The following is a 20,925-nucleotide window of genomic DNA, read 5'->3' as shown; positions in this document are numbered from 1 at the left end:
ACCATCTTTAACATGAATAAACCCCACGCTTTTGCTGAATATCTTTAGGCTAATTCGGCAAACTTTGTTACCATCTCTTTTTTCTATATGTTTGCGATTTTTACTGCATATGACTTCTTCTTATCAACAACAACTTGACGCCAAAATTGAACGAATTACAGCTCAATTTGCTGAATTCACTCCACCTTCGCTTGAAGTTTTTCAATCTCCTGAAAAACACTTTCGCATGCGTGTAGAATTCCGTATTTGGCATACCGAAGATGATATGTTTTATGCCATGTTTGAACGCGATGAAGACAATCAGAAAAAAGTCATTCGTATTGATGACTTCCCAATCGCTGATGCCAGTATTAATCAGCTCATGCCTGTTTTATTGGCAGAATTGAAAAGCAATGATCTCCTCTCAAAACGCCTATTTGAAGTGCATTTCTTAGCAACCTTAAAGGGTGAAATGCTGGTTTCACTGATTTATCGCTGCCCACTCGATGAACAATGGCAGGTTTTAGCCAAACAACTTTCAGAAAAATTAAATATTAAGTTGATTGGCCGTAGCCGTGGTCAAAAAGTGGTACTCACTGATGAATTTGTGGTGGAAGAACTACAAGTTTTTGAGCGTAAATATCAGTACAAACAAATTGAAAGTAGCTTTACGCAGCCCAATGCGCAAGTCTGCCAAAAAATGCTCGAATGGGCCTGCAATGCTGCACAGCAATCAAATAAAGATTTGTTAGAACTTTACTGTGGCAATGGTAACTTTACCCTACCGCTTTCCACCCGTTTCAACCGTGTTTTAGCCACTGAGCTGGCTAAGTCCTCAGTGTATGCAGCACAGTGGAACATCGAACAAAACCACATCGATAATATTCAAGTCGCGCGTTTATCGGCAGAAGACTTCACACAAGCCTATAACGGCGAGCGCGAATTCCGTCGCTTACAAGAAGCAAATATCGATATGAGCAGCTATGAGTTCGATACCGTATTTGTTGACCCACCGCGTGCGGGTATTGATGATGAAACCTTAAAATTGATTCAGCGTTTTGAACGGATCATCTATATTTCGTGTAATCCTGACACCTTGCATGACAACTTAAAAACACTCAGCCAAACCCATAAAATTTCACAGTTTGCATTGTTTGATCAATTCCCCTATACCCACCATGTCGAATCTGGGGTTTTGCTGGAAAAAATTTAAACAATTTGTTGCAACTTAAACCGTATAAAAAAGAAGCTCGAATGAGCTTCTTTTTTAATTTTCATGAAAAAAGATAAGCTTATATAAAATGCAAGTATTTCAACTGTCATAATAACGTTAATACCTGGCTCTATAATCGGAATTTTTCGACATCGATCGCTGCTTTTATCTCTCACGCTGACTTGCATTATTTTACAGATTGGCTATATTTCACCCTATGTTAGGTTGTAAATGAAGTCTATATGAGTTTTTGGCAAAAGCTGTTTTCGAATGAACAGCAAAACGAGCATAAAAATCAAATTGCTTGTGTTGAAAATGACTGCTCTTGTAAAACCAATGAACAGCTGATCGAAAAGCTTAAAACAACGACCGATGAAGACGTGATTGTTGGGATTAAAAAAGTATTAGCTTCTCGTGGCTATGGCCGTAAGGAGTTAAATGAACTTCAGCATCGACCTCTACAGTAGTAGAGTCACTGAATATTCATCAAAAAGGCATTTAGATTGATCTAAGTGCCTTTTTTAATGTCTGTAAATCATTCGCCTTATAAAAAACCAAGATATATGAAGCACAGCACACTTTGCACGTTTAAATATTATACAAAGCCTGAATTTTTTGTTACCTTACAGGCTCAATATAAAAATCAATAATTTTTGAAATTAAAAGGTTAAGTAATGAAAAAACTACTCATAATCAGCACATGTATTACCCTTTTATCTTTAACAGCATGTAGCAAGATGCCGAAAGCTTGTGTTGAGTCTTGGGAAAAAATGGAAAAACTTGCCGAGCAAATGGGTTTACCTGAAGAACAACTCAAAGAACAAAAAAAGAAATTTGAAGAAGACGTGAAAGCGATGAACACTGAAGAAGCAACACGCATGTGCAGTACCCAAAACTCACTTTTAGGTCTAGTGGATCAATAAACACTACTTCATCTTAAAAGAGGATGCTTGCATCCTTTTTTAATGTAATCAGAAAAGCTAGATGCTCCTTTCCAATCGGTCTCTTTTATTTCTATCATCGTAAACTCAAATAACTGAAAACCCACTAAACAGTCGCTAATTCCCAGCAGAAGCTTTAAAATACAGATAAAAGACAACTGTAATGAATTAGCACGTATTAGGCATGCAACAACAAAAAGTCCACTACCCCTTGGGGGCTCATCTTATAGTCAAACATTTTGGCTATACGCATCACGGCATATATGCGGGGCGTGGACGTGTGATCCATTATTCAGGTTTTGCACATCTTTTTAAAAAGCATCCGATTGAAATCACTTCCATCGAGAACTTTAGCCACGGACGTAAAATTACAGTCAATCAGTACCAAGACCCCAAATATAAAGGCCGTAAAGTGGTTCGCCGTATGCGCTCACGCATGCATGAAAACAACTACCATCTTATTATCAATAACTGTGAACACTTGTGCACGTGGGCCATTACAGGCGTTGAAAGTAGCCCACAAGTCATCAAGATGATGCACCGACTTACTACTATTGGCTATGTTAGCTCTATGATGAGTTTCATGAACAGCCTAATGTTAACGCTGACCACCACCTGTTTTGCCTTGGTGCTGTATATCAAAAAGAAATTACGTGATAAGGCCAAACAGCAGCTTGGGAACTATTTTGAGTTTAAAGAAGAGCGCTCTAAAAAAGATCACTGATGTGAACGCAGTTCAAAAGGTGGAAATTTATCTTCAACCAAGTTGAGCTGGATATCGTATTCAAGCCATGCCTTGGCACCATCTAGCACTGTAGTAAAGCCACCTGTTGCATCCATCACATAATGAATCAGCTCATTACCCTGTAACTCAATATCATAGTTTCGAATGATCACATAGGTATTCATGCTGTCGATTTTTTCAAATACAAAATCTACTTTAGTTTTAGGCGTGCCCCATTCGATGCAGATCAGCTCATTTTCAACGACTTGTAGGACATGAGTCGAGTGCGTAATTTGGTATTTATCCCATGTCCAATCGACCATTGCGCCTTTTTCTAAATAGCCCGAAGACTGACTAAACCAAAACTTGGTGGTTATGAGTGGATCAACAAAAGCGTTAAACACAATATTGACAGAACGCCGAATCAACATCTGAGTTTCGATCACGGTAGTCATTGTTATATCCCTATCACTTTTAAACTTAGTGATAGCACATCTCAATAAACCAATCATATCGAAAATTTGTTATGGCTCAGGCAATCCGCTCATTTTCTGTTATGGATTTGTTCACTGCTTTAACTTAAATTGGCTCTATGTGCGCTCACTGGTTCTGGCAAAGATTCATTTAAAGAACTGAGCATTTCGCGCTCTATGCCCCGCACAATAGCATCTAAAGGCAAGTCGTTTTCTTGAAGTCCGAAGGGTTCTTCTAACTCTGCACTTAGCGCATCTAAACCCAATAAGAGATAGGCAATTAAGGCCACGATCACCGGTGACCAAAAACCGAGACTGGAACTTAAACTAAAAGGTAAAATGAGACAGAAAGAGTACACAGCACGGTGTAACAAAACCGAATAAGAAAATGGCAGAGGTGTAGATGAAATACGGTCACAACCAGCGTGAATATCTCCCATTGCCACCGTATGCTTAGTCAGCATACTGTAAATAATATCGCTAATCTCACCACGCTTATACAACACCGCCAGATCTTTCTGCGTAAGTTCTAATAGATATTGCGGTGGATTAATATGCGTAGCCAATACCTGCCACTGCTCTGCTGTCAGTTGAACTTTGGCTTGATAGTGAGCATAGATATGACTTTGCTGCCGTAAACGATCTCGAAGCAAGTGGCTAAATAACATGACGCGATACATCAAAACTGTACGGTCTGTATCATTTAAGACATAACTATCACGGATTATATGCCGTGCGTTGGCAATCATTGCTCCCCATAGCTTACGCCCTTCCCACCAGCGGTCATAACACGCTGTATTTCGAAAGCTTAAGAAAATCGAAAGAATCACACCAAATACAGTAAAACCAATGACAGGCACTGCAGGAGCTGTCACGTAATGTTGAGTCGCTAGATAAACCAACAGTGTTGAAATTAAAACACCGACCATCAGTGCAGGAAACACTTTCGGTAAAATGGTGCCACGCCAAGCAAAGAGTAACGCAAAGCTATTGGTTTTATCTCGAACGATCACAGTGTTTTCCTATTGGTTTCGCTACGAAAAGGCTCAACCGAAGTTGAGCCTTATATCTATCCACATCAAGCAAACAGCGCTTATTTAGGCTTAAAGCTGTCTTTTAAATCTAAAATACGGTTAAACACAGGTTTTTCTGCTGTATGGTCGTATTGATCTGCAACAAAATAACCTTCACGTTCAAATTGGAAACGGTCTTCAGGCTGTGCTTGCGCCAATGCAGGCTCAATCACCGCTTGTACAATTTTCAACGAATCAGGGTTTAAGTTCGCTAAGAAATCATCTCCCACTTCAGGGTCCGACTCTGTAAACAGGCGATCATAAATACGCACTTCAGCAGGAACGCCTTTGGTCGCAGATACCCAGTGAATCACCCCTTTAACTTTACGACCTTCTGGATTTTTGCCCAAAGTTTCAGGGTCGATTGAACATTTCAACTCAACCACTTCACCGTTTTCATCTTTAATTACTTCATCACACTTAATGACATAAGCATGGCGCAAACGAACTTCACCACCCGGAATTAAACGCTTGAAGCCTTTTGGTGGTTCTTCTTCAAAGTCTTTACGGTCAATGTAAATTTCAGAGGTTAACGGAATCACACGCTCACCCATGTCTACATTTGGATGACGTGAATGGGTTAAATCCATATCGTTAGGCAAATTTGTGAGTGTGACTTTGAGTGGATTCAATACTGCCATACCACGAGCAGCTGTATTTTCCAAAGACTGACGGATGCAGTATTCAAGCATTGCAACATCAACAATACCATCTGACTTCGATACACCAACACGCTTACAGAAGTCACGTAGGCCTTCTGGGGTAAAACCACGACGACGCATACCCACAACGGTTGGCATACGTGGGTCATCCCATCCATTGACATAACCACCTTCAACCAATTTACGCAATTTACGCTTAGAGGTAATGGTGTAGTCAATATTTAAACGGCTAGACTCATACTGACGTGGTACTGCTTCCGAGTGAACTTTCTCAATCACCCAGTCATAAAACGGACGGTGGTCTTGGAATTCCAAAGTACATAATGAGTGAGTAATACCCTCAATTGCATCGGATAGTGGATGCGCATAGTCGTACATTGGGTACATTTTCCATTTATCACCTGTTTGGTGATGCTCTGAATGGAGTACACGGTACAAAATTGGGTCACGCATATGCACATTTGGAGATGCCATATCAATTTTGGCACGCAGAACAGCTTCACCTTCCGCAAACTCGCCATTGTTCATTTTTTCAAAACGTGCAAGGTTTTCTTCAACTGAAGTATCGCGGTAAGGCGAGTTTTTACCCGGCTCAATAAAGTTACCGCGGTTCAAACGAATTTCTTCAGGTGACTGCAAATCCACATAAGCATCACCCTGTTTAATCAGTTGAATCGCCCATGCATGGAGTTGATCGAAATAGCTTGACGCATAGCGTGGTTCGCCATTCCACTCAAAACCCAACCATTTAACGTCGTTGGCGATCCCATCTACATATTCTTGTTCTTCTGCATCTGGGTTAGTGTCATCAAAACGTAGGTTGCAAAAACCATCAAACTCATTGGCAATACCAAAGTTTAAGCAAATCGCTTTCACGTGGCCAATATGTAAATAACCATTCGGCTCTGGCGGGAAACGCGTGACTACTTTTTGCGTACGACCTTCAGCCAAATCTTCGGTAATCACTTGGCGAACAAAATCTAAGCCTGGCTGTTGTTCTTGCTGCGCTGCGACAGAGGCATTGTTACTTGGTGTCGGGTTATTTGGCAGTGTTGAAACAACATCATTCGGCTTCATAGTTTAAAAATCACTTTGATGAAAAAAATTAAGGAAAAATAGGGTCCTGCTATACGAGCATAATTCTAACTGATCTATCAGTCGATTTATGAATATTTTACAGCCCCTTAAACGATATTTGATCTATTTTACAAAGAAAATAACGTTTTTACTTGCCTTGTAGTTTACAGTTTGCTTATGCTTCTCACAACCAAAAAACCCATGGCTTTGATGTCCATGATTAGGAGATTACACAATGAGTTTTCCTCAAGTCGAATTAAACACCAATAAAGGTCGTATTGTTCTTGAACTTAACAACGAAAAAGCACCAATTACTGTTGCTAACTTCTTAGAATACGTACGTGACGGTTTCTATGACGGCGTAATTTTCCACCGCGTGATCGATGGCTTCATGATCCAAGGTGGTGGTATGGATGAAAACTTCAAAGAAAAAGCAACACGTGATGCAATTGAAAACGAAGCTGATAACGGCTTAACCAATGACCTTGGTACAATTGCAATGGCACGTACACAAGCACCTCACTCTGCATCTGCTCAGTTCTTTATTAACGTGGGTAACAACTCGTTCCTTAACCACTCTGGCAAAAATGCACAAGGTTGGGGTTATGCAGTTTTCGGTAAAGTAACTGAAGGTCTAGACGTAGTAAACGAAATTAAAGGCGTTCGTACTGGCAACCGTGGCTACCACGCTGATGTTCCACTAGAAAACGTTGTGATTGAATCTGCTAAGATCATTTCTGAGTAATTTTTAAATCCTCCCCAGCCCTCCTTTGATAAAGGAGGGAGCTAGACTCTCATTCGAATATGAGGTTACCCTCCCTTTTTAAAGGGAGGTCGGGAGGGATTTTTAAAAGGAAACTTCCGTGACCTATTTGTTTATCGCTGATTTACACTTGTCACCCGATCACCCTCGACTCGTTCGGGGGTTTTTAGATTTATTAGATACTTATAAAAACAAGAATACTCAGCTGTATATTTTAGGCGACTGGTTCAATGCATGGATTGGCGACGACTACACAGCCCCTTGGCTAGATGAAATCATTCGCGCCTTAAAACAATTTTCAAATGCAGGCAATCACATCTATTTCTTAACAGGTAACCGTGATTTTGCCCTAGGACAACAGTTCCTCGACCAATTTAATGGCCAACTATTAGCTGAAGTTTGTACACTCAAACTTTCAGATTACACCATTCGTATTGAACACGGTGATCTACTTTGCACGGACGACGTATCCTATCAGCGCTTTCGTAAAATTATCCGTAATCCACTTCTGCTAAAATTTTTAAAAAGTACACCGCTTGGCTTTAGACAAAAACTGGCCAATGGCTTCCGTAAAAAAAGTCGTCAAGCACAACAGTTTAAAACTTATGAAGTCATGGATGTTAACCCAAGCGCAGTTCAATCTGCATTAAGCAATGTTGATTTACTAGTTCACGGACATACCCACCGCGCAAATATTCATGATGTCGATGGGAAAAAGAGAATTGTACTTGGTGACTGGAAAGAAGATTCCGCTCAGATTTTAGAAATTAATGCGAATGATCATCTACAAAATTTGGTATTAAAAAAATGGCAGTATTAATGCCATTTTTTGACTATACCAATCAATATTACACATAATGCTTAACTCAAGTACTTATCGCCTTAGTTCAACTCATTTAGACGATACAATTGATTAACACCGGTATAAAAGCTCAAACCATCTAAGTTCATTGGAAGAGTTTCGCCAGATTCAAGTTGAATCATATGCCCCACTTCAACCCAGATTAAACCCTGATTTGTATTCTGTTGACGTTTAAGTGGCACCAATTTTACATTGATTTCACTACCATTTACGGCTGTAGCAACACGCCATGTATTTAAAGTTGTCAAAATTTTAACTCACTAAGTGAGCTTTTTGTGATGGAACAAAGAGATTAATAAAACGGGTTTTGAATAATAATTCTGTAGTTACAATGATGATATTCAAGTCATATGCTTGAACTCAGATAGATCACAATCAGCTATATCATAGAAAAGCAGGAACAATACCTACTCGTAGTCTGCATTATACTAGGTTGTCAAGATTTAAGCAAAAGTAGCCCATTTTTTAATAGTATGACTTTTTTATTATTTTATCTGTTTGAAATAAAAAACTTTTCATGTAAATACTTTATTCACCACCACCAAATACTAGGACTTGTTCTTCTATTTTGTGTTGAGCTATCCGCACTTTGAAAGCATGCATAGACATCCTGACCTATATACTAATTAAATACATCCTCACAAAAGTGCCAAAACCATGTCATGTCATCCTATTACTTAGGGCTAGATCTATTTATAGCTATCATCACAGGCGCTTAAATGCGTATTCCGCTGGTACACATATTCAACTAAAATCTAAGTCTGTTCGGATTGTAGCTTGATCACAAGTCTCCTTTCATCGGTTAGAATGAGACATCAACAATAAATCGAGTGCGATTATGGATCTGCTAAATATTTCAAAAAGCCGTTATACCACCAAAGCTTATGACCCAAATAGAAAGATCCCTCATGAACAGTTTACTCGATTATTAGAAATTCTTCGCTTAACACCATCGTCTATTAACATCCAGCCTTGGCACTTCTTCATTGCAGAAAACACAAACGCCAAAGAGCGAATTGCAAAAGCGCTGGTAGGAAAATACGCATACAATGCCCCCAAAGTGCTAGATTCATCACATACAATTTTATTTTGCACCAAAGCCGATATTTCTGAGCAACATTTGGAAAATTTATTGCATCAAGATGACCTACATGGTCGTTTTAAAGATGATGCCGCTAAGCAAGGCCAAAAAGACAGTCGCTTAGGTTATGTCAACTATTACCGCAATGAAAAAGGTGATGTGCAGCGTTGGGCGGAGAACCAAACCTTTATTGCTTTAGGTCAAATTCTATTGGCTGCAGGTATTGAAAAAATTGATGCTACACCGATTGGTGGTTTTGATGAATCCATTATTAGTGAAGAGCTAGGTTTAGCCGAACAAGGTCTAATCCCTTCTGTATTGCTTACACTAGGCTATCGTAGTGATGCCGACTTTAATGCAAAATTGCCAAAGTCTCGTTTAAGCAAAGAAGATATTTTCACGCAGCTGTAATGCTATTTGTATATAAAAGGGACTTTAGTCCCTTTTATATTTTGGGCCTGAAAATTGCATTATCATGTTTAATGTCAAAACAAAAATAGTGAGGTTGCTGATGTCTGTTAAGCCCAATATGCCGATGGAATTTGAATGTGGACACTGTAATAAAATCTATTTAGGTCAGTATCAACATATCATGCGCCCTCACTATCCCGATTGCCCCAGTTGTGAGCAACCAGGGCTGTTATTAGGAATTGCAGTAATTGAAGATCTGCTCAAACACCCTTTTTCCTTTGTGCAGAACTATTTTAAACAGACATTGCGTAAGCTAAACAAGCCACGCTTGTGATACCCAACACCAATCCGATTGCTGTTGCGAGTTTGAGCTTCTCTTTAAAGAAAAGTAGTCCGCTGAATACGCCTAACAGCACCACCATAATATTCATGCCCGCAAAAACCACCGCTGGGCTATCCTTGAGTAGCAGATGAGCTTTGACATACAGTGCGATATTGGCAAAGTTCAACACGCCAAGACATAAACCTGCCATGACGTTCTTGGTTAAGCCGATATTTTTCGTAGTCACGGCAACATAACTGACTGACAGCAAAAATGCACAAATAAACATCAGGTTTAACGCAACGGAAAACTGCACACCCAACCCTGTTGTATATTTAAGCAAGACATCAATCAGCGCATAACCAAACCAGACTAGTGCTAAATACCACACAGCCTGTTTTTGACCTTCTCCACCACCAGAGGCATTGGTAAATAAAATGCACATCACGGCGGCAAGCCCCAAGACTACCCCGACAATTTTGAGCTGACTAAACTGTTCTTGAAAAATAAAATAAGCCGCCAATAAAGATAAAATCACCGACAAACGCTGTGCGATTTCTGTTTTGACAATGCCTGCATATTGTAAAGATTTAGCTAAAAATAAAAATACACTCGGCAACAAGACACCAAGCGCTATAATCAGCCACCACGGAGTATTTGAAATAGAAACGTGGCTTAGATCAGGTTTAAACCAGAAGTAACACAGCAAACTGGCTGAAGCATAGTTCCAGCTAATCATCTGGATCGGATCAAATCCTTTGTTTTTGCCCCATTTTAAAAGAATGGAGACCACCACACTACAACAGGCCGCAGCAAATATCAGTTCCATAGCACACTCTTATTATTGTCGCTTCGAATATAAACACACATAGAAAAGCCCACATCAGGGTGGGCTTTTCCAATATAAATGATTCAAAAAGAATTATTTATAACGATCAACCATTTTCTCTAAAGAAATTGGACGAATCTTATCGGCATTACCCGCAGTACCAAATGCTTCATAACGGTCAACACAAATTTGTTTCATTGCATCTACAGTTTTCGCGAAGAATTTACGAGGGTCAAATTCACTTGGTTGTTCAGCCATCATACGACGCATTGCACCAGTCGATGCTAAACGCAAGTCTGTATCGATGTTAATTTTACGAACACCGTGCTTGATTGCTTCAACCAATTGCTCAACAGGAACACCATAAGTTTCTTTGATGTCGCCGCCGTACTGGTTAATGATCGCTAACCATTCTTGTGGTACAGAGCTTGAACCGTGCATGACAAGGTGGGTATTTGGAAGCGCCGCATGAATTTCTTTAATGCGGTCAATTGCCAAAATATCGCCTGTAGGTGGACGCGTAAATTTGTACGCACCGTGTGAAGTACCCACCGCAATTGCAAGTGCATCTACATTGGTATCTGCAACAAACTGACGTGCTTCTTCAACTGAAGTTAAAAGTTGAGAATGATCAAGAACACCTTCAGCGCCTACACCATCTTCTTCACCTGCCATACCCGTTTCAAGGCTACCTAAACAACCGATTTCACCTTCAACTGAAACACCGCATGCATGCGCCATTTGTACTGTACGACGTGTTACATCAACGTTGTATTCATACGTTGTTGGTGTTTTACCGTCTGCACCCAATGAACCATCCATCATCACAGATGAGAAGCCCAATTGAATTGAACGCTGGCAAACGTCTGGATCTGTACCATGGTCTTGATGCATTACCACTGGAATATGTGGCCATTCTTCAATTGCAGCCAAAATAAGATGACGTAAGAATGGAGCACCTGCATATTTACGCGCACCCGCTGATGCTTGTACGATAACAGGTGAATTTGTCGCATCTGCTGCAAGCATGATTGCGCGCATTTGTTCTAAGTTGTTTACGTTGAATGCTGGTACGCCGTAAGCATGTTCGCCGGCGTGATCCAAGAGCTGGCGCAATGAAATAAGAGCCATAATGTCCTCCCAGTTGATGCGACATATTCTACATGCTCAAAGGTTTCAATTCAGCAACAAATAACACTATTTAAAAAAAATCCCCGCAATTGCAGGGACTTTTTACGAAATTCGCGTGTATTTAGTGTGCTGTAGCTGCCGAAGCCTCTACCGCAGGATCTGCTGTTGCAGCATCTGCTGGTGCATTTGCAACTTCAGCAGGAATGTCTTTGTTCTTTTCATCCAACTCTGGCTGATCAATCGCATCAATTGCCGCTTGTTGTTCAGCAGTTACAGCTTCTTCAACTGCTGCTGTTTCAGATGCCGCAGCGGTTTGCTCTGGTGCTTCATTTTTCTTACAAGCAGTCAGTGCCAATGGTGCTAACAAAAGTGCAGCAAGGGTCATTTTTAAATTCATAATGTTTTCCTAGAACAGATGATTTAATGCCCTGTAGTTTATTTCAGCATTATTTCATTTTCATGACTGAATGATGAATAGATTTGTTAAGCTCATAAAAAAAGGTTGACCGAAGTCAACCTTTTTACAACAGCATGAGCACACAATAATTATTGTGCACGCTCTATTAGCGCTGCAACTGCGGGAAGTGTTTTGCCTTCGACAAACTCAAGGAAAGCTCCACCACCGGTTGAGATATAACCAATTTTGTCTGCAACTTCGTATTTATCAATAGCAGCTAAAGTGTCACCACCACCTGCAATAGAGAAGCCAGCAGATTCAGCAATTGCTAAAGATAAAGTTTTTGTGCCTTCGCCGAATTGATCAACTTCAAATACGCCCACTGGGCCATTCCAAAGAATCGTTTTTGACGTTTTTAGAATGTCTGCAAATGCTTTTGCTGTTTCTGGACCTACATCCAAAATCATGTCATTGTCAGTCACATCTTCAACTTTTTTCACGACAGCTTTTGCTGCTGCCAATGAACCTAAGAAGTCTGCAAAATCGATTTCAGAAGCATCTGCCACGACAACATCCGTTGGAAGCGGTACAGAAACTTTTGCCGCAATTGCTTTTGCTGTATCGATCAAATCATTTTCACACAATGATTTACCGACATTGAAGCCTGCTGCTGCCAAGAACGTATTGGCAATACCACCACCCACAATCAATTGATCACAAATATCAGAAAGTGATGTCAACACATCTAACTTAGTCGATACTTTAGAACCTGCAACAATAGCAACCATTGGTTTTTCAGGTGTTTGTAATGCACGGCCAAGTGCGTCTAACTCAGCTGCCAATAAAGGACCAGCCGCCGCAACTTTCGCTAAACGTGCCACGCCTTCAGTTGATGCTTCTGCACGGTGCGCTGTACCGAATGCATCCATCACAAATACATCGCAAAGTGCTGCATATTTTGCCGCAAGTTCTGGGTTGTTTTTCTTTTCACCTGCGTTAAAACGGCAGTTTTCAAGGAGTACCACTTGACCTGCTGTAACGTCAACGCCATCGAGATAGTCCGTCACTAATTGAACGTCTTGACCCAATGCTTCAGTCAAATACGCAGCAACAGGTGCTAATGATTGTTCTGGTTTTGGCTCACCTTCAACTGGACGACCAAGGTGAGAATAAACCATTAGGGCTGCGCCTTGTGCTAACGCTGCTTTAATTGTTGGTAAAGCGGCACGTAAACGTGCATCACTTGTAATCACACCATTTTTAACAGGAACGTTTAAATCTTCACGAATAAGAACACGTTTACCCGTTAAATCGAGGTCAGTCATACGCTGAAAATTCATGTAGAGCTCTCTTTCTATATATAAAAATCGCGTCGATTTTAAATGATTATGCAGAAAAAGGTTAGCTTCTTTTGCAGAAAAGCAAACGAAAGGCAAAGTTTTGCTATCATAGTGAAAAGTCTCACTAGATTTAGCACTTATGTCTATTCATCCTGATCCAAATCTAAACCGTTTAAACGTTTTGGGTGAACCTTTATCCAGCTGTTGTTATTCCCCGATCACGGGTTATTTCCGTAATGGTTTTTGTCATACAGCACCTTCCGATTTGGGACAACACACGATCTGTGTCGAAATGACCTCTGAGTTTTTAAATTTTTCTCAGCGAGTGGGTAATGATCTCATTACCCCCGTACCTGAAGTTGACTTTCCAGGTCTACAACCTGGCGATTTTTGGTGTATTTGTGTGACCCGTTGGGTAGAAGCATATCAGGCCGGTTTTGCGCCTCCTGTTAAAGTTCAAGCTTGCCATCAAGCTGTACTGTCCTATGTCCCGCTGAATGTGCTTATGGAATATGCAGTCGAATGAATACTTCAGAAATTATCTTGGCATCAAGCAGTCAAACTCGTAAAGACCTCATGAACCGTTTACGTCTAGACTACCGCTGCGTTGTCCCTGATATAGACGAATCGCCTCGTGGTGAAAGCCACGCCGATGATTTAGCCAAGCGACTGGCTTTTGAAAAAGCGCATGTCATTGCGTCACAAAATCCTGAAGCAATCGTGATTGGTTCAGATCAAGTGGCATGGCGTGAAGGTGCACCCGATATTTTTATTGGGAAGCCATTGAGTACTGAAAAAGCCATTAAACAGCTACAGGCCAATTCGGACAAGATTGTCTACTTCAGTACCGCACTCAGCGTGCAGCAACATTCAACAGGTTTTGAACGTAGTCTGGTTGAGCACTATAAAGTTAAGTTCCGTAAACTGGGACTGCCTGAAATTCAGCGTTATGTTGAAGTTGAACAACCACTGATGTGTGCTGGAAGCTTCAAGTGTGAAAGCCTTGGTATCAGCTTATTTGAACAAATGATAGGACAAGATCAAACTACATTGATGGGTATGCCTATGATTCAGTTGTGTCATATTCTGCGTGAATTAAAAGTGCTTGTGCCTTAATTCTGTAGCAGTATTTTTAGTTGGCTCCTCAATAAATTGAACAGCAGCAGATGTTGCCGTTCAATTTTGAGCATTAAATGTAACAACAGCATGAATATAATTATGACCAATCGCTCAAAGCTTTTTAGACGAACTTGCTGAGAGATAAGCTTGAATGAGTCGTTTAAAGTACATTCTAATTAATAAACTACGGTATAGCGTAATCAGCATAAAAAGAATAAGAAATGAAAATAGACCAATATTATTAGGAGCAAAGCTACTCACACTTTCCCTCTGTCTAAAGAGATATTTGACAAATAACAACGCCAATACCAAATAGCCATACCACATTTTATTATATAGTGGATGATCTTCAGCGAGACTTTCGGCTTGTCTAAAAAGTAAGATATGCTGATATTGCGGCACCTTAGCCAAATTTTTTGTTTTATATATCCTATCGATTGAGGATGATTTTTTCGCTAATTTGGACTGACTTTTCTCTCTTTCTTTTTGCAATATCTCATTCGCCATTTTCTCGGCATCTTCTTTACTTAACATTATTTTTCTTCACTATATTTTAGACCTATTATGCTGTAAAAATTTTGATGCCTGCAATCATAACGACTGAGACAAACTTAATTTATTTAAATCAACCAAGCGCATTTAAATAAATCTAACGATACTTGCGCATAGGCCTTCGATCATAAGACAATAGTCACAATATTGTTTTAAATTTGCTTAGGCTATTTTCATGTCCCAATCTCTTGATGTTCTTGGCGGTATTACAGCTGAACAATTCCTTGCCGAATATTGGCAAAAAAAGCCATTATTGGTCCGCAACGCGTTGCCTGAAATTATCAATATTTTAGAACCTAGCGATATTATGGAACTGGCTTTAGATGAAAATGTCACAGCTCGTCTCATCAAACAAAAAGACCGTGACCCAAATCAGTGGTCGGTAAAGTCTTCACCGCTGTTAAAAGCTGATTTCCAAAAGATGCCAAAACTCTGGACTTTATTGGTTCAAGCCGTAGATCACTACTCTTTTGACTTAGCAGCACTGTGGAAAAAATTTCCTTTTATTCCACAGTGGCGCCGTGATGACATCATGGTGTCTTATGCGCCTAAGGGTGGCTCTGTCGGAAAGCATTTTGACTTTTACGATGTCTTTTTAGTTCAAGGTTATGGTCATCGTCGTTGGCAGTTGGGTCAAATGTGCGATGCTGAATCTGAGATTGTTGCAGGTCAACCTTTAAAATTACTGCCTGAAATTGACGTACATTTTGACGAAGTATTAGCACCAGGTGATCTACTTTATGTACCACCGGGTTTATCACATTATGGTGTAGCCGAAGATGACTGTCTGACCTTCTCTTTTGGCTTCCGTATGCCAAACGTCACCGACATGGTAGACCGTGTAGGCGACAAACTGTCTGATAACGCGCTACTGCGTAATCCTTTGCTCGATATTGTCCGTGACCAACAAAGTCCGATCGGTCAATTAACACAAAACGAATTGGATTATTTAAAAGCAGAAATTTTGGCGCAGCTACAGAATTCAACTTTGCTTGAAGATGCCATTATGACCTTGATGTCAGAGCCGAAATACCCTGAAAATATTCCTGAAGCTGAAGAAATTGGCACAGGAGATCTAGAAGGTATTTTAGACCAAGGCTATCAGCTGATCTTAGAACCTGCTTCTCGCCTACTTTATACCCACGATGAAGATGAATTCTTATTTTGGGCCAATGGTGAAGAGCTATGCATTTCAGAGCAATTTGCACCATTACTTAAGAACTTAGCAGATGGTGAAGCACTGTTACTTGATGAAAGCTTATATGATGCCGATATTCTAGAAGACATTGTAATACTGATGAACGAATCCGTCTTAATGCTACTCCCACCTGACGAAGCTTAAGCAAACCAAGTGCTGAGGAATCTCATCTACTCAGCACTTTCTCCCTCACCAAACCTTAAACTGGCAATAATTTTAGTACAGCCTTTTTCAGATTCGATATTAAGCTCAGCACCAATTTTTTCTAAACGCATTTTCATACTGCGCATACCAATGCCCATCCCGTGGTTAAGCACACACTCCACATTAAAACCTACGCCATCATCCTGAATAATCATGACTAGGTGAGTTGTACTTGGATAATACATTTTTACATCAATATGCCGTGCTTGGCTGTGCTTCATAATATTGGTCAAACTTTCTTCAAGCACACGAATTAAAGTCAAACATTGTAGTGCTGTCGGTTGTATTTCCCATGCCTCTGGAATGCTCCAAGTCGCCTCAATGTCCAACTCATCCATGATCTGGCTAAACCGATGCCGAACAGGAGCAATCCATAACACTGGATTATCTGGCGTTTTGTTATTGGTCAAGGAACCGCTGTCAATAATTTGTCTTAAGTCATCTCGAAGCAATTTGAGGATGGATAAAAATTGTTGATTCGACATGGTGCTGGAGCTCTGATCCACCAAAATCATGGAGCGAACCAAGGATGCACCTAAGCCATCGTGCAAATCATGCGCTAAATGAATACGCTCTTGTAGACGGACATTTTCAAGCTCTAATTGATGTCGAGCATATAAACTAGAGGACAGATTACTGGTCACAAAGCTTACCCGCTGCTCAAGCTCAGTATTAAATCTTTGTATCTTTTTAATATTTTTATCTAATCGTGTTGCAAGAATAATCACAATAAAAAAAGTGATCACCGGTGAGGTATACGGCGACAAAGGCTGATGGTCATTAATATGCCCATCAAAAAGTAGTGAAATATCGTAAAGCATGACGATAAGAATCACACTTAAGCAAACGGCCAACAAAATATAATCACGGCGCTTGGTTTTATGGGCGCGATAAATCACAAAGCAAAACGATGCGATAAATAAAGCAATACACAACAGGAAAATCACAGCAAATACGATATTGACCATCAAGCTCGGGATAAACAAGATGGTGACAATACACACTGCAGCAACTAAAAATAAGGTTTTCTCTGACTCAGCAAACTTTGTCTTCACAAAACGCAGCAAGTAAATGCAAAAGCAAACATTGTATAAAACAAAAAAAGTCAGGTTAGTTTTCATGACCCACAAGGAGTTTGGATATGGAAACACTTCTCGGTTGATGACATTCCAAATAAACAAGACCCAAAACAAACAGCTAACAGAAAACCACAGAAATGTCGTTTCATTGCGTCTAAAAAACCAAATGACAAAGCACACCAAACCTAAGGTGGTGGAAATGACTAAATTGACTTGAAACAGCGCCCTTTTATTCCAAATTCGTTTTTGTTGTTTATCATATGCTGTTGTGATATCAGAAAATTCTAGTTTGCCTAAACCCGGACTTTCATAACTATTACCAACCACATAGACCCAAATGTCATTGTTTTTTTGTTTTAAGCTTTCGACAGGAAGGATCCAAAAACGCGGAGTATTCCAACTTTTTGATAGGGGTTCAACTAAATGCTTATCTTTCCAAAGCAGGTTTCGATTAAAAAAAACAGCGCCTGCGCTACTCATGCCTTCCACAGAAAATGCTAAAGGCTGCTTCAGTTCATTACTGTCGTTACAACTCCAATGCCAATTAAAATGGTACCAAACGCCGCCATCGTAATGTGGCCAGCGTTCTGTCCACACGTCAGGGTTTTTAACCTCTACCCATCCCGTCTTCGGAACAACATCGATAGAACTTGTTTTCACCGCAGAAATTTTATCGACATTCACTTTACAGGTTGGACTAACAGCAAAGTTCGTTTGTGCGGAACTGGCAAAACTAAGCACACACAAACACAGTGTGACAAAAATGCTCAGCCAGCCATTTCTCATAAAATACCTAAAGAACGCGCAGTACTGACTGCTTTGGTTCTTTTTGAAACAGAAAGCTTGCGGTAAATATGCTTAATATGGCTTTCAACGGTATAGCGCGAAACAAATAATTGCTCAGCAATTTCGCGGTTACTCAGGCCTTGTGCCACCAAGTTTAGAATTTCAGTTTCTCGATTGGTCAGTTGATCATAGTCCTGACCATCCAACTGCTCTACACGCTCAGTTTGGGGGGTATTTGAGGTTGAGATTTGATTTAAAATTTCGCGAGCAATAAAGGGATCAATCGGCGCTCCGCCGCGCAAAATACTCCGTATCGACATTAGCACTTCAGCATCATCACGTTCTTTCAGTACATAGCCATTCGCTCCTGCCTTAATCGAGGCAAATAAACTTTGCTGTGTACTCCATGCCGAAATCACCAGAATTAAGGCGCTTTCGTCTATCTCTCTAAGTTTTTCAATTAAGGTAATACCATTCCCATCGGGCAAACCTAAATCAACTAAGGCTAAAGAAATCGGTTGTGATGCAATGATTTGCATGGCTTCAGCTAAATTTTTAGCAAAAATCAGCATATCTTGACTATAGCCCAGCTCCGACAGGATCAGATCTAGGCGCGAGCGAATCATGGCTTCATCTTCCACGATTAAAACAGGTGCAGGCAAAACAGTTTCCTTATTTTTCACTGAAGCTTCCCCTTTTTCTTATCATTCTTCAACCACACTATACCGATGCAAGCTTGGCCTAACCTATCCCTAGAAGTAAGTAATTTATAATTTTTTCTTTTGAACAATAAGCGCTTATTCATATTCATTTTATATACTTTAAATTCTGAAAGATATCAATCTGTATGAAATTTATCCATAATTTTAATATTGAATTCCCACAGCAAATAATAACGGGCGTAACAACAATTTATTACTTGTAGATGAAACAGAGACTTGGCACATTAGGTCTAAACAATCTGGAAGGATGCCCAGCCATATGTCTAGCCCTGCTCAATCCATACGTCATAAATTACTCAATACTTTTTTTTCACGGCACTCCATTTGGCTACTGTGTATTTTTATTTTTTTGAGCATTTCTTTTTTTCATTATAGCCGCACCCCTATCTATATTAATTATTTTATTTCAGACACTTTACTGAACAGTATTTGGCTGATCACAGGTTTACTGAGTCTTGTTGGCTTGCATGATATTTTACAAAATAAACATTCGATCTTAAAGAACTACCCGATCATGGGGCATTTTCGTTTTATTTTTGAAGATTTCCGCCCTGAAATTCGCCAGTATTTTATTGAGGCCGATCAAGACGCACTGCCTTTTTCACGTATGCAACGTAGTTTGGTCTATCAACGTGCAAAAAACCAAAATGCAGATAAACCCTTTGGCTCCATTATCGATGTCTATGCAGACAACTACCGCTTCATGACTCATTCACTCAGCCCATGCACACCTGCTGACCCTAAAACCTTCCGTATTTTGGTGGGCAGTTCGCAATGTTCACAACCGTATAGTGCTTCTATTTTCAATATTTCAGCCATGAGTTTTGGTAGTCTGAGTGCCAATGCCATTCGCGCTTTAAACAAAGGAGCCCAAATGGGTGGTTTTTACCATGATACTGGCGAAGGTAGTTTAAGTCCGTACCATCTTGAGTATGGAGGCGATATTGTTTGGGAGTTAGGCAGTGGCTACTTTGGCTGCCGTACCCTCGATGGTCAATTTGACCCTGAAAAATTTGCCGTTCAAGCCAAACGACCTCAAGTCAAAATGATCGAAATCAAGCTCTCGCAGGGAGCAAAACCCGGTCATGGCGGGATCCTACCGAAAGATAAAATTTCTGAAGAGATTGCCGAAATACGAGGTGTCAGTCGTGATCATGACTGTGTTTCCCCCTCAAGTCACTCTGCCTTCAAAACGCCAATTCAGATGATGCATTTTATTCAAAAACTGCGTGAGTTATCTGAAGGCAAACCTGTTGGTTTCAAGCTGTGTATTGGCCAGCCTTGGCAGTTTATGAGCATTGTCAAAGCCATGCTACATACCCAAATTATTCCTGATTTTATTGTGGTAGATGGCTCCGAAGGCGGGACTGGTGCAGCGCCTATCGAGCTGATAGACAATATGGGCGTACCACTACGTGAAGGCTTACTTTTTGTACACAATACACTGGTCGGTGCAGGTTTACGTGATCAGATCAAAATTGGTGCCAGTGGTAAATTGGTCAGTGCCTTTGATATTGCCAGTACCATGGCAATTGGGGCAGATTGGGTCAATTCTGCACGAGGGTTTATGTTCGCGGTGGGCTGCATTCAAGCGCAAAGTTGTCATACCAACCAGTGCCCTGTCGGTGTTGCGACACAAGACAAAGAGCGTCAAAAAGCAATACATGTGCCCACCAAAGCCGAACGCGTGTTGCATTTTCATGACAACACATTAAAAGCACTTTCGGAAATGATTGCTTCAGCAGGCTTAAAACATCCTTCAGAAATTAAAGCACGCCATTTAGCGCAGCGTATTAATGACCGAGAAATTCGAAACTATGCGCAGCTACATTTTTGGTTAAAAGATGGTGAGCTGCTGTCTTGTGAAAATAAAGATGAAGAGAACTTCTATTTCCGTATGTGGAATATGTCCAAATTAGAACATTTCTAAATAAAAAGGAGGTTGTATCAGCCTCCTTTTTATTTTCGATAAGAGACTCACAGAATG

The 20,925-nt window shown here is 40.3% G+C and carries 23 protein-coding genes; 12 read left to right on the top strand and 11 right to left on the bottom strand.

Going from position 1 to position 20,925, the window contains the following annotated elements; translation table 11 throughout:
* Positions 1-109 precede the first annotated feature (109 nt).
* The 4 genes from trmA to MN200_RS07675 all read left to right on the top strand — a co-directional run bounded on the left by trmA (position 110) and on the right by MN200_RS07675 (position 2,857).
* Positions 110-1,192 carry a tRNA (uridine(54)-C5)-methyltransferase TrmA gene (gene trmA, locus MN200_RS07690; RefSeq protein WP_058869687.1) on the top strand — a complete coding sequence of 361 codons (1,083 nt, stop codon included), beginning with the start codon at positions 110-112 and terminating at the stop codon, positions 1,190-1,192.
* Between the two features lie 242 nt (positions 1,193-1,434).
* Positions 1,435-1,659, top strand: a complete 225-nt coding sequence (locus MN200_RS07685; protein WP_058869689.1) for a hypothetical protein — start codon at positions 1,435-1,437, stop codon at positions 1,657-1,659.
* Positions 1,660-1,866: 207 nt separating this feature from the next.
* Complete coding sequence (locus MN200_RS07680; RefSeq protein ID WP_004696981.1) at positions 1,867-2,115, top strand: hypothetical protein; 249 nt, start codon at positions 1,867-1,869, stop codon at positions 2,113-2,115.
* 202 nt (positions 2,116-2,317) lie between these two features.
* The gene (locus MN200_RS07675; RefSeq protein WP_010326800.1) at positions 2,318-2,857 is read left to right on the top strand and encodes a lecithin retinol acyltransferase family protein; all 540 of its coding nucleotides are present in this window, start codon (positions 2,318-2,320) and stop codon (positions 2,855-2,857) included.
* Here MN200_RS07675 and MN200_RS07670 read toward each other — a convergent pair.
* From MN200_RS07670 to MN200_RS07660, 3 genes are all read right to left on the bottom strand, one after another.
* Entirely contained in the window at positions 2,851-3,312 is a 462-nt protein-coding gene (locus MN200_RS07670; protein ID WP_058869690.1) for an SRPBCC domain-containing protein, read from the bottom strand. The two genes, MN200_RS07675 and MN200_RS07670, sit on opposite strands and share 7 nt — an antisense overlap.
* A gap of 119 nt (positions 3,313-3,431) precedes the next feature.
* Positions 3,432-4,343: a bestrophin family protein gene (locus tag MN200_RS07665; RefSeq protein ID WP_058869691.1), complete on the bottom strand. Its 912-nt coding sequence runs from the start codon at positions 4,341-4,343 to the stop codon at positions 3,432-3,434.
* Positions 4,344-4,423: 80 nt separating this feature from the next.
* A complete protein-coding gene (locus MN200_RS07660; protein ID WP_058869692.1) occupies positions 4,424-6,142 on the bottom strand; it encodes a glutamine--tRNA ligase/YqeY domain fusion protein in 1,719 nt (572 codons plus the stop codon).
* 235 nt (positions 6,143-6,377) lie between these two features.
* Between MN200_RS07660 and MN200_RS07655 the strand changes: the two genes are divergently transcribed.
* Positions 6,378-6,887, top strand: coding sequence for a peptidylprolyl isomerase (locus MN200_RS07655; protein ID WP_004696971.1), 510 nt, complete (start codon positions 6,378-6,380; stop codon positions 6,885-6,887).
* A 118-nt stretch (positions 6,888-7,005) separates the two neighbouring features.
* A complete protein-coding gene (locus tag MN200_RS07650) occupies positions 7,006-7,725 on the top strand; it encodes a UDP-2,3-diacylglucosamine diphosphatase (RefSeq protein WP_058869693.1) in 720 nt (239 codons plus the stop codon).
* A gap of 62 nt (positions 7,726-7,787) precedes the next feature.
* Here the strand turns inward: MN200_RS07650 and MN200_RS07645 are convergent, their stop codons facing one another.
* Positions 7,788-8,015, bottom strand: a complete 228-nt coding sequence (locus tag MN200_RS07645; protein WP_010326805.1) for a hypothetical protein — start codon at positions 8,013-8,015, stop codon at positions 7,788-7,790.
* A 590-nt stretch (positions 8,016-8,605) separates the two neighbouring features.
* Here MN200_RS07645 and nfsB point away from each other — a divergent pair.
* Together nfsB and MN200_RS07635 are read left to right on the top strand one after the other, a co-directional pair.
* Positions 8,606-9,259, top strand: a complete 654-nt coding sequence (gene nfsB, locus MN200_RS07640) for an oxygen-insensitive NAD(P)H nitroreductase (RefSeq protein WP_058869694.1) — start codon at positions 8,606-8,608, stop codon at positions 9,257-9,259.
* 100 nt (positions 9,260-9,359) lie between these two features.
* Complete coding sequence (locus tag MN200_RS07635) at positions 9,360-9,593, top strand: hypothetical protein (RefSeq protein ID WP_081313246.1); 234 nt, start codon at positions 9,360-9,362, stop codon at positions 9,591-9,593.
* Here the strand turns inward: MN200_RS07635 and MN200_RS07630 are convergent.
* The 4 genes from MN200_RS07630 to MN200_RS07615 all read right to left on the bottom strand — a co-directional run bounded on the left by MN200_RS07630 (position 9,553) and on the right by MN200_RS07615 (position 13,278).
* Positions 9,553-10,410: a DMT family transporter gene (locus MN200_RS07630; RefSeq protein ID WP_058869695.1), complete on the bottom strand. Its 858-nt coding sequence runs from the start codon at positions 10,408-10,410 to the stop codon at positions 9,553-9,555. The two genes, MN200_RS07635 and MN200_RS07630, sit on opposite strands and share 41 nt — an antisense overlap.
* A 93-nt stretch (positions 10,411-10,503) precedes the next feature.
* Entirely contained in the window at positions 10,504-11,541 is a 1,038-nt protein-coding gene (fba, locus tag MN200_RS07625) for a class II fructose-bisphosphate aldolase (protein ID WP_004984718.1), read from the bottom strand.
* A 121-nt stretch (positions 11,542-11,662) separates the two neighbouring features.
* Positions 11,663-11,938, bottom strand: coding sequence for a hypothetical protein (locus MN200_RS07620; protein ID WP_004696954.1), 276 nt, complete (start codon positions 11,936-11,938; stop codon positions 11,663-11,665).
* Between the two features lie 149 nt (positions 11,939-12,087).
* On the bottom strand, positions 12,088-13,278 hold the full coding sequence (locus MN200_RS07615; RefSeq protein ID WP_242760485.1) for a phosphoglycerate kinase: 1,191 nt from the start codon (positions 13,276-13,278) through the stop codon (positions 12,088-12,090).
* Between the two features lie 139 nt (positions 13,279-13,417).
* Between MN200_RS07615 and MN200_RS07610 the strand changes: the two genes are divergently transcribed.
* Positions 13,418-13,804 carry a DUF2237 domain-containing protein gene (locus tag MN200_RS07610; RefSeq protein WP_004696950.1) on the top strand — a complete coding sequence of 129 codons (387 nt, stop codon included), beginning with the start codon at positions 13,418-13,420 and terminating at the stop codon, positions 13,802-13,804.
* Positions 13,801-14,394, top strand: a complete 594-nt coding sequence (locus tag MN200_RS07605) for a Maf family protein (RefSeq protein ID WP_178927958.1) — start codon at positions 13,801-13,803, stop codon at positions 14,392-14,394. The genes MN200_RS07610 and MN200_RS07605 overlap by 4 nt, the downstream gene beginning before the upstream one ends.
* A gap of 114 nt (positions 14,395-14,508) precedes the next feature.
* On the opposite strand, the gene MN200_RS07600 is transcribed toward MN200_RS07605, so the two are convergent.
* Entirely contained in the window at positions 14,509-14,931 is a 423-nt protein-coding gene (locus MN200_RS07600; protein ID WP_242760483.1) for a hypothetical protein, read from the bottom strand.
* A 193-nt stretch (positions 14,932-15,124) separates the two neighbouring features.
* Here MN200_RS07600 and MN200_RS07595 point away from each other — a divergent pair, with 193 nt between their 5' ends.
* A complete protein-coding gene (locus tag MN200_RS07595; RefSeq protein WP_242760481.1) occupies positions 15,125-16,291 on the top strand; it encodes a cupin domain-containing protein in 1,167 nt (388 codons plus the stop codon).
* Between the two features lie 26 nt (positions 16,292-16,317).
* Here the strand turns inward: MN200_RS07595 and MN200_RS07590 are convergent, their stop codons facing one another.
* Both MN200_RS07590 and MN200_RS07585 read right to left on the bottom strand, forming a co-directional pair.
* Positions 16,318-18,216, bottom strand: a complete 1,899-nt coding sequence (locus tag MN200_RS07590; RefSeq protein ID WP_242760479.1) for a 7TM diverse intracellular signaling domain-containing protein — start codon at positions 18,214-18,216, stop codon at positions 16,318-16,320.
* On the bottom strand, positions 18,213-18,899 hold the full coding sequence (locus tag MN200_RS07585; protein ID WP_004696942.1) for a response regulator transcription factor: 687 nt from the start codon (positions 18,897-18,899) through the stop codon (positions 18,213-18,215). Before MN200_RS07585 ends, MN200_RS07590 begins: the two co-directional genes overlap by 4 nt.
* Before the next feature lie 298 nt (positions 18,900-19,197).
* On the opposite strand from MN200_RS07585, the gene MN200_RS07580 reads away from it, so the two are divergent.
* Positions 19,198-20,868: an FMN-binding glutamate synthase family protein gene (locus MN200_RS07580; protein ID WP_242760476.1), complete on the top strand. Its 1,671-nt coding sequence runs from the start codon at positions 19,198-19,200 to the stop codon at positions 20,866-20,868.
* The last annotated feature ends 57 nt before the right edge of the window (positions 20,869-20,925 follow it).

Source organism: Acinetobacter sp. LUNF3 (assembly GCF_022699605.1).
Lineage (GTDB): Bacteria > Pseudomonadota > Gammaproteobacteria > Pseudomonadales > Moraxellaceae > Acinetobacter > Acinetobacter johnsonii.
This window is presented reverse-complemented; position numbering and strand designations above follow the sequence as displayed.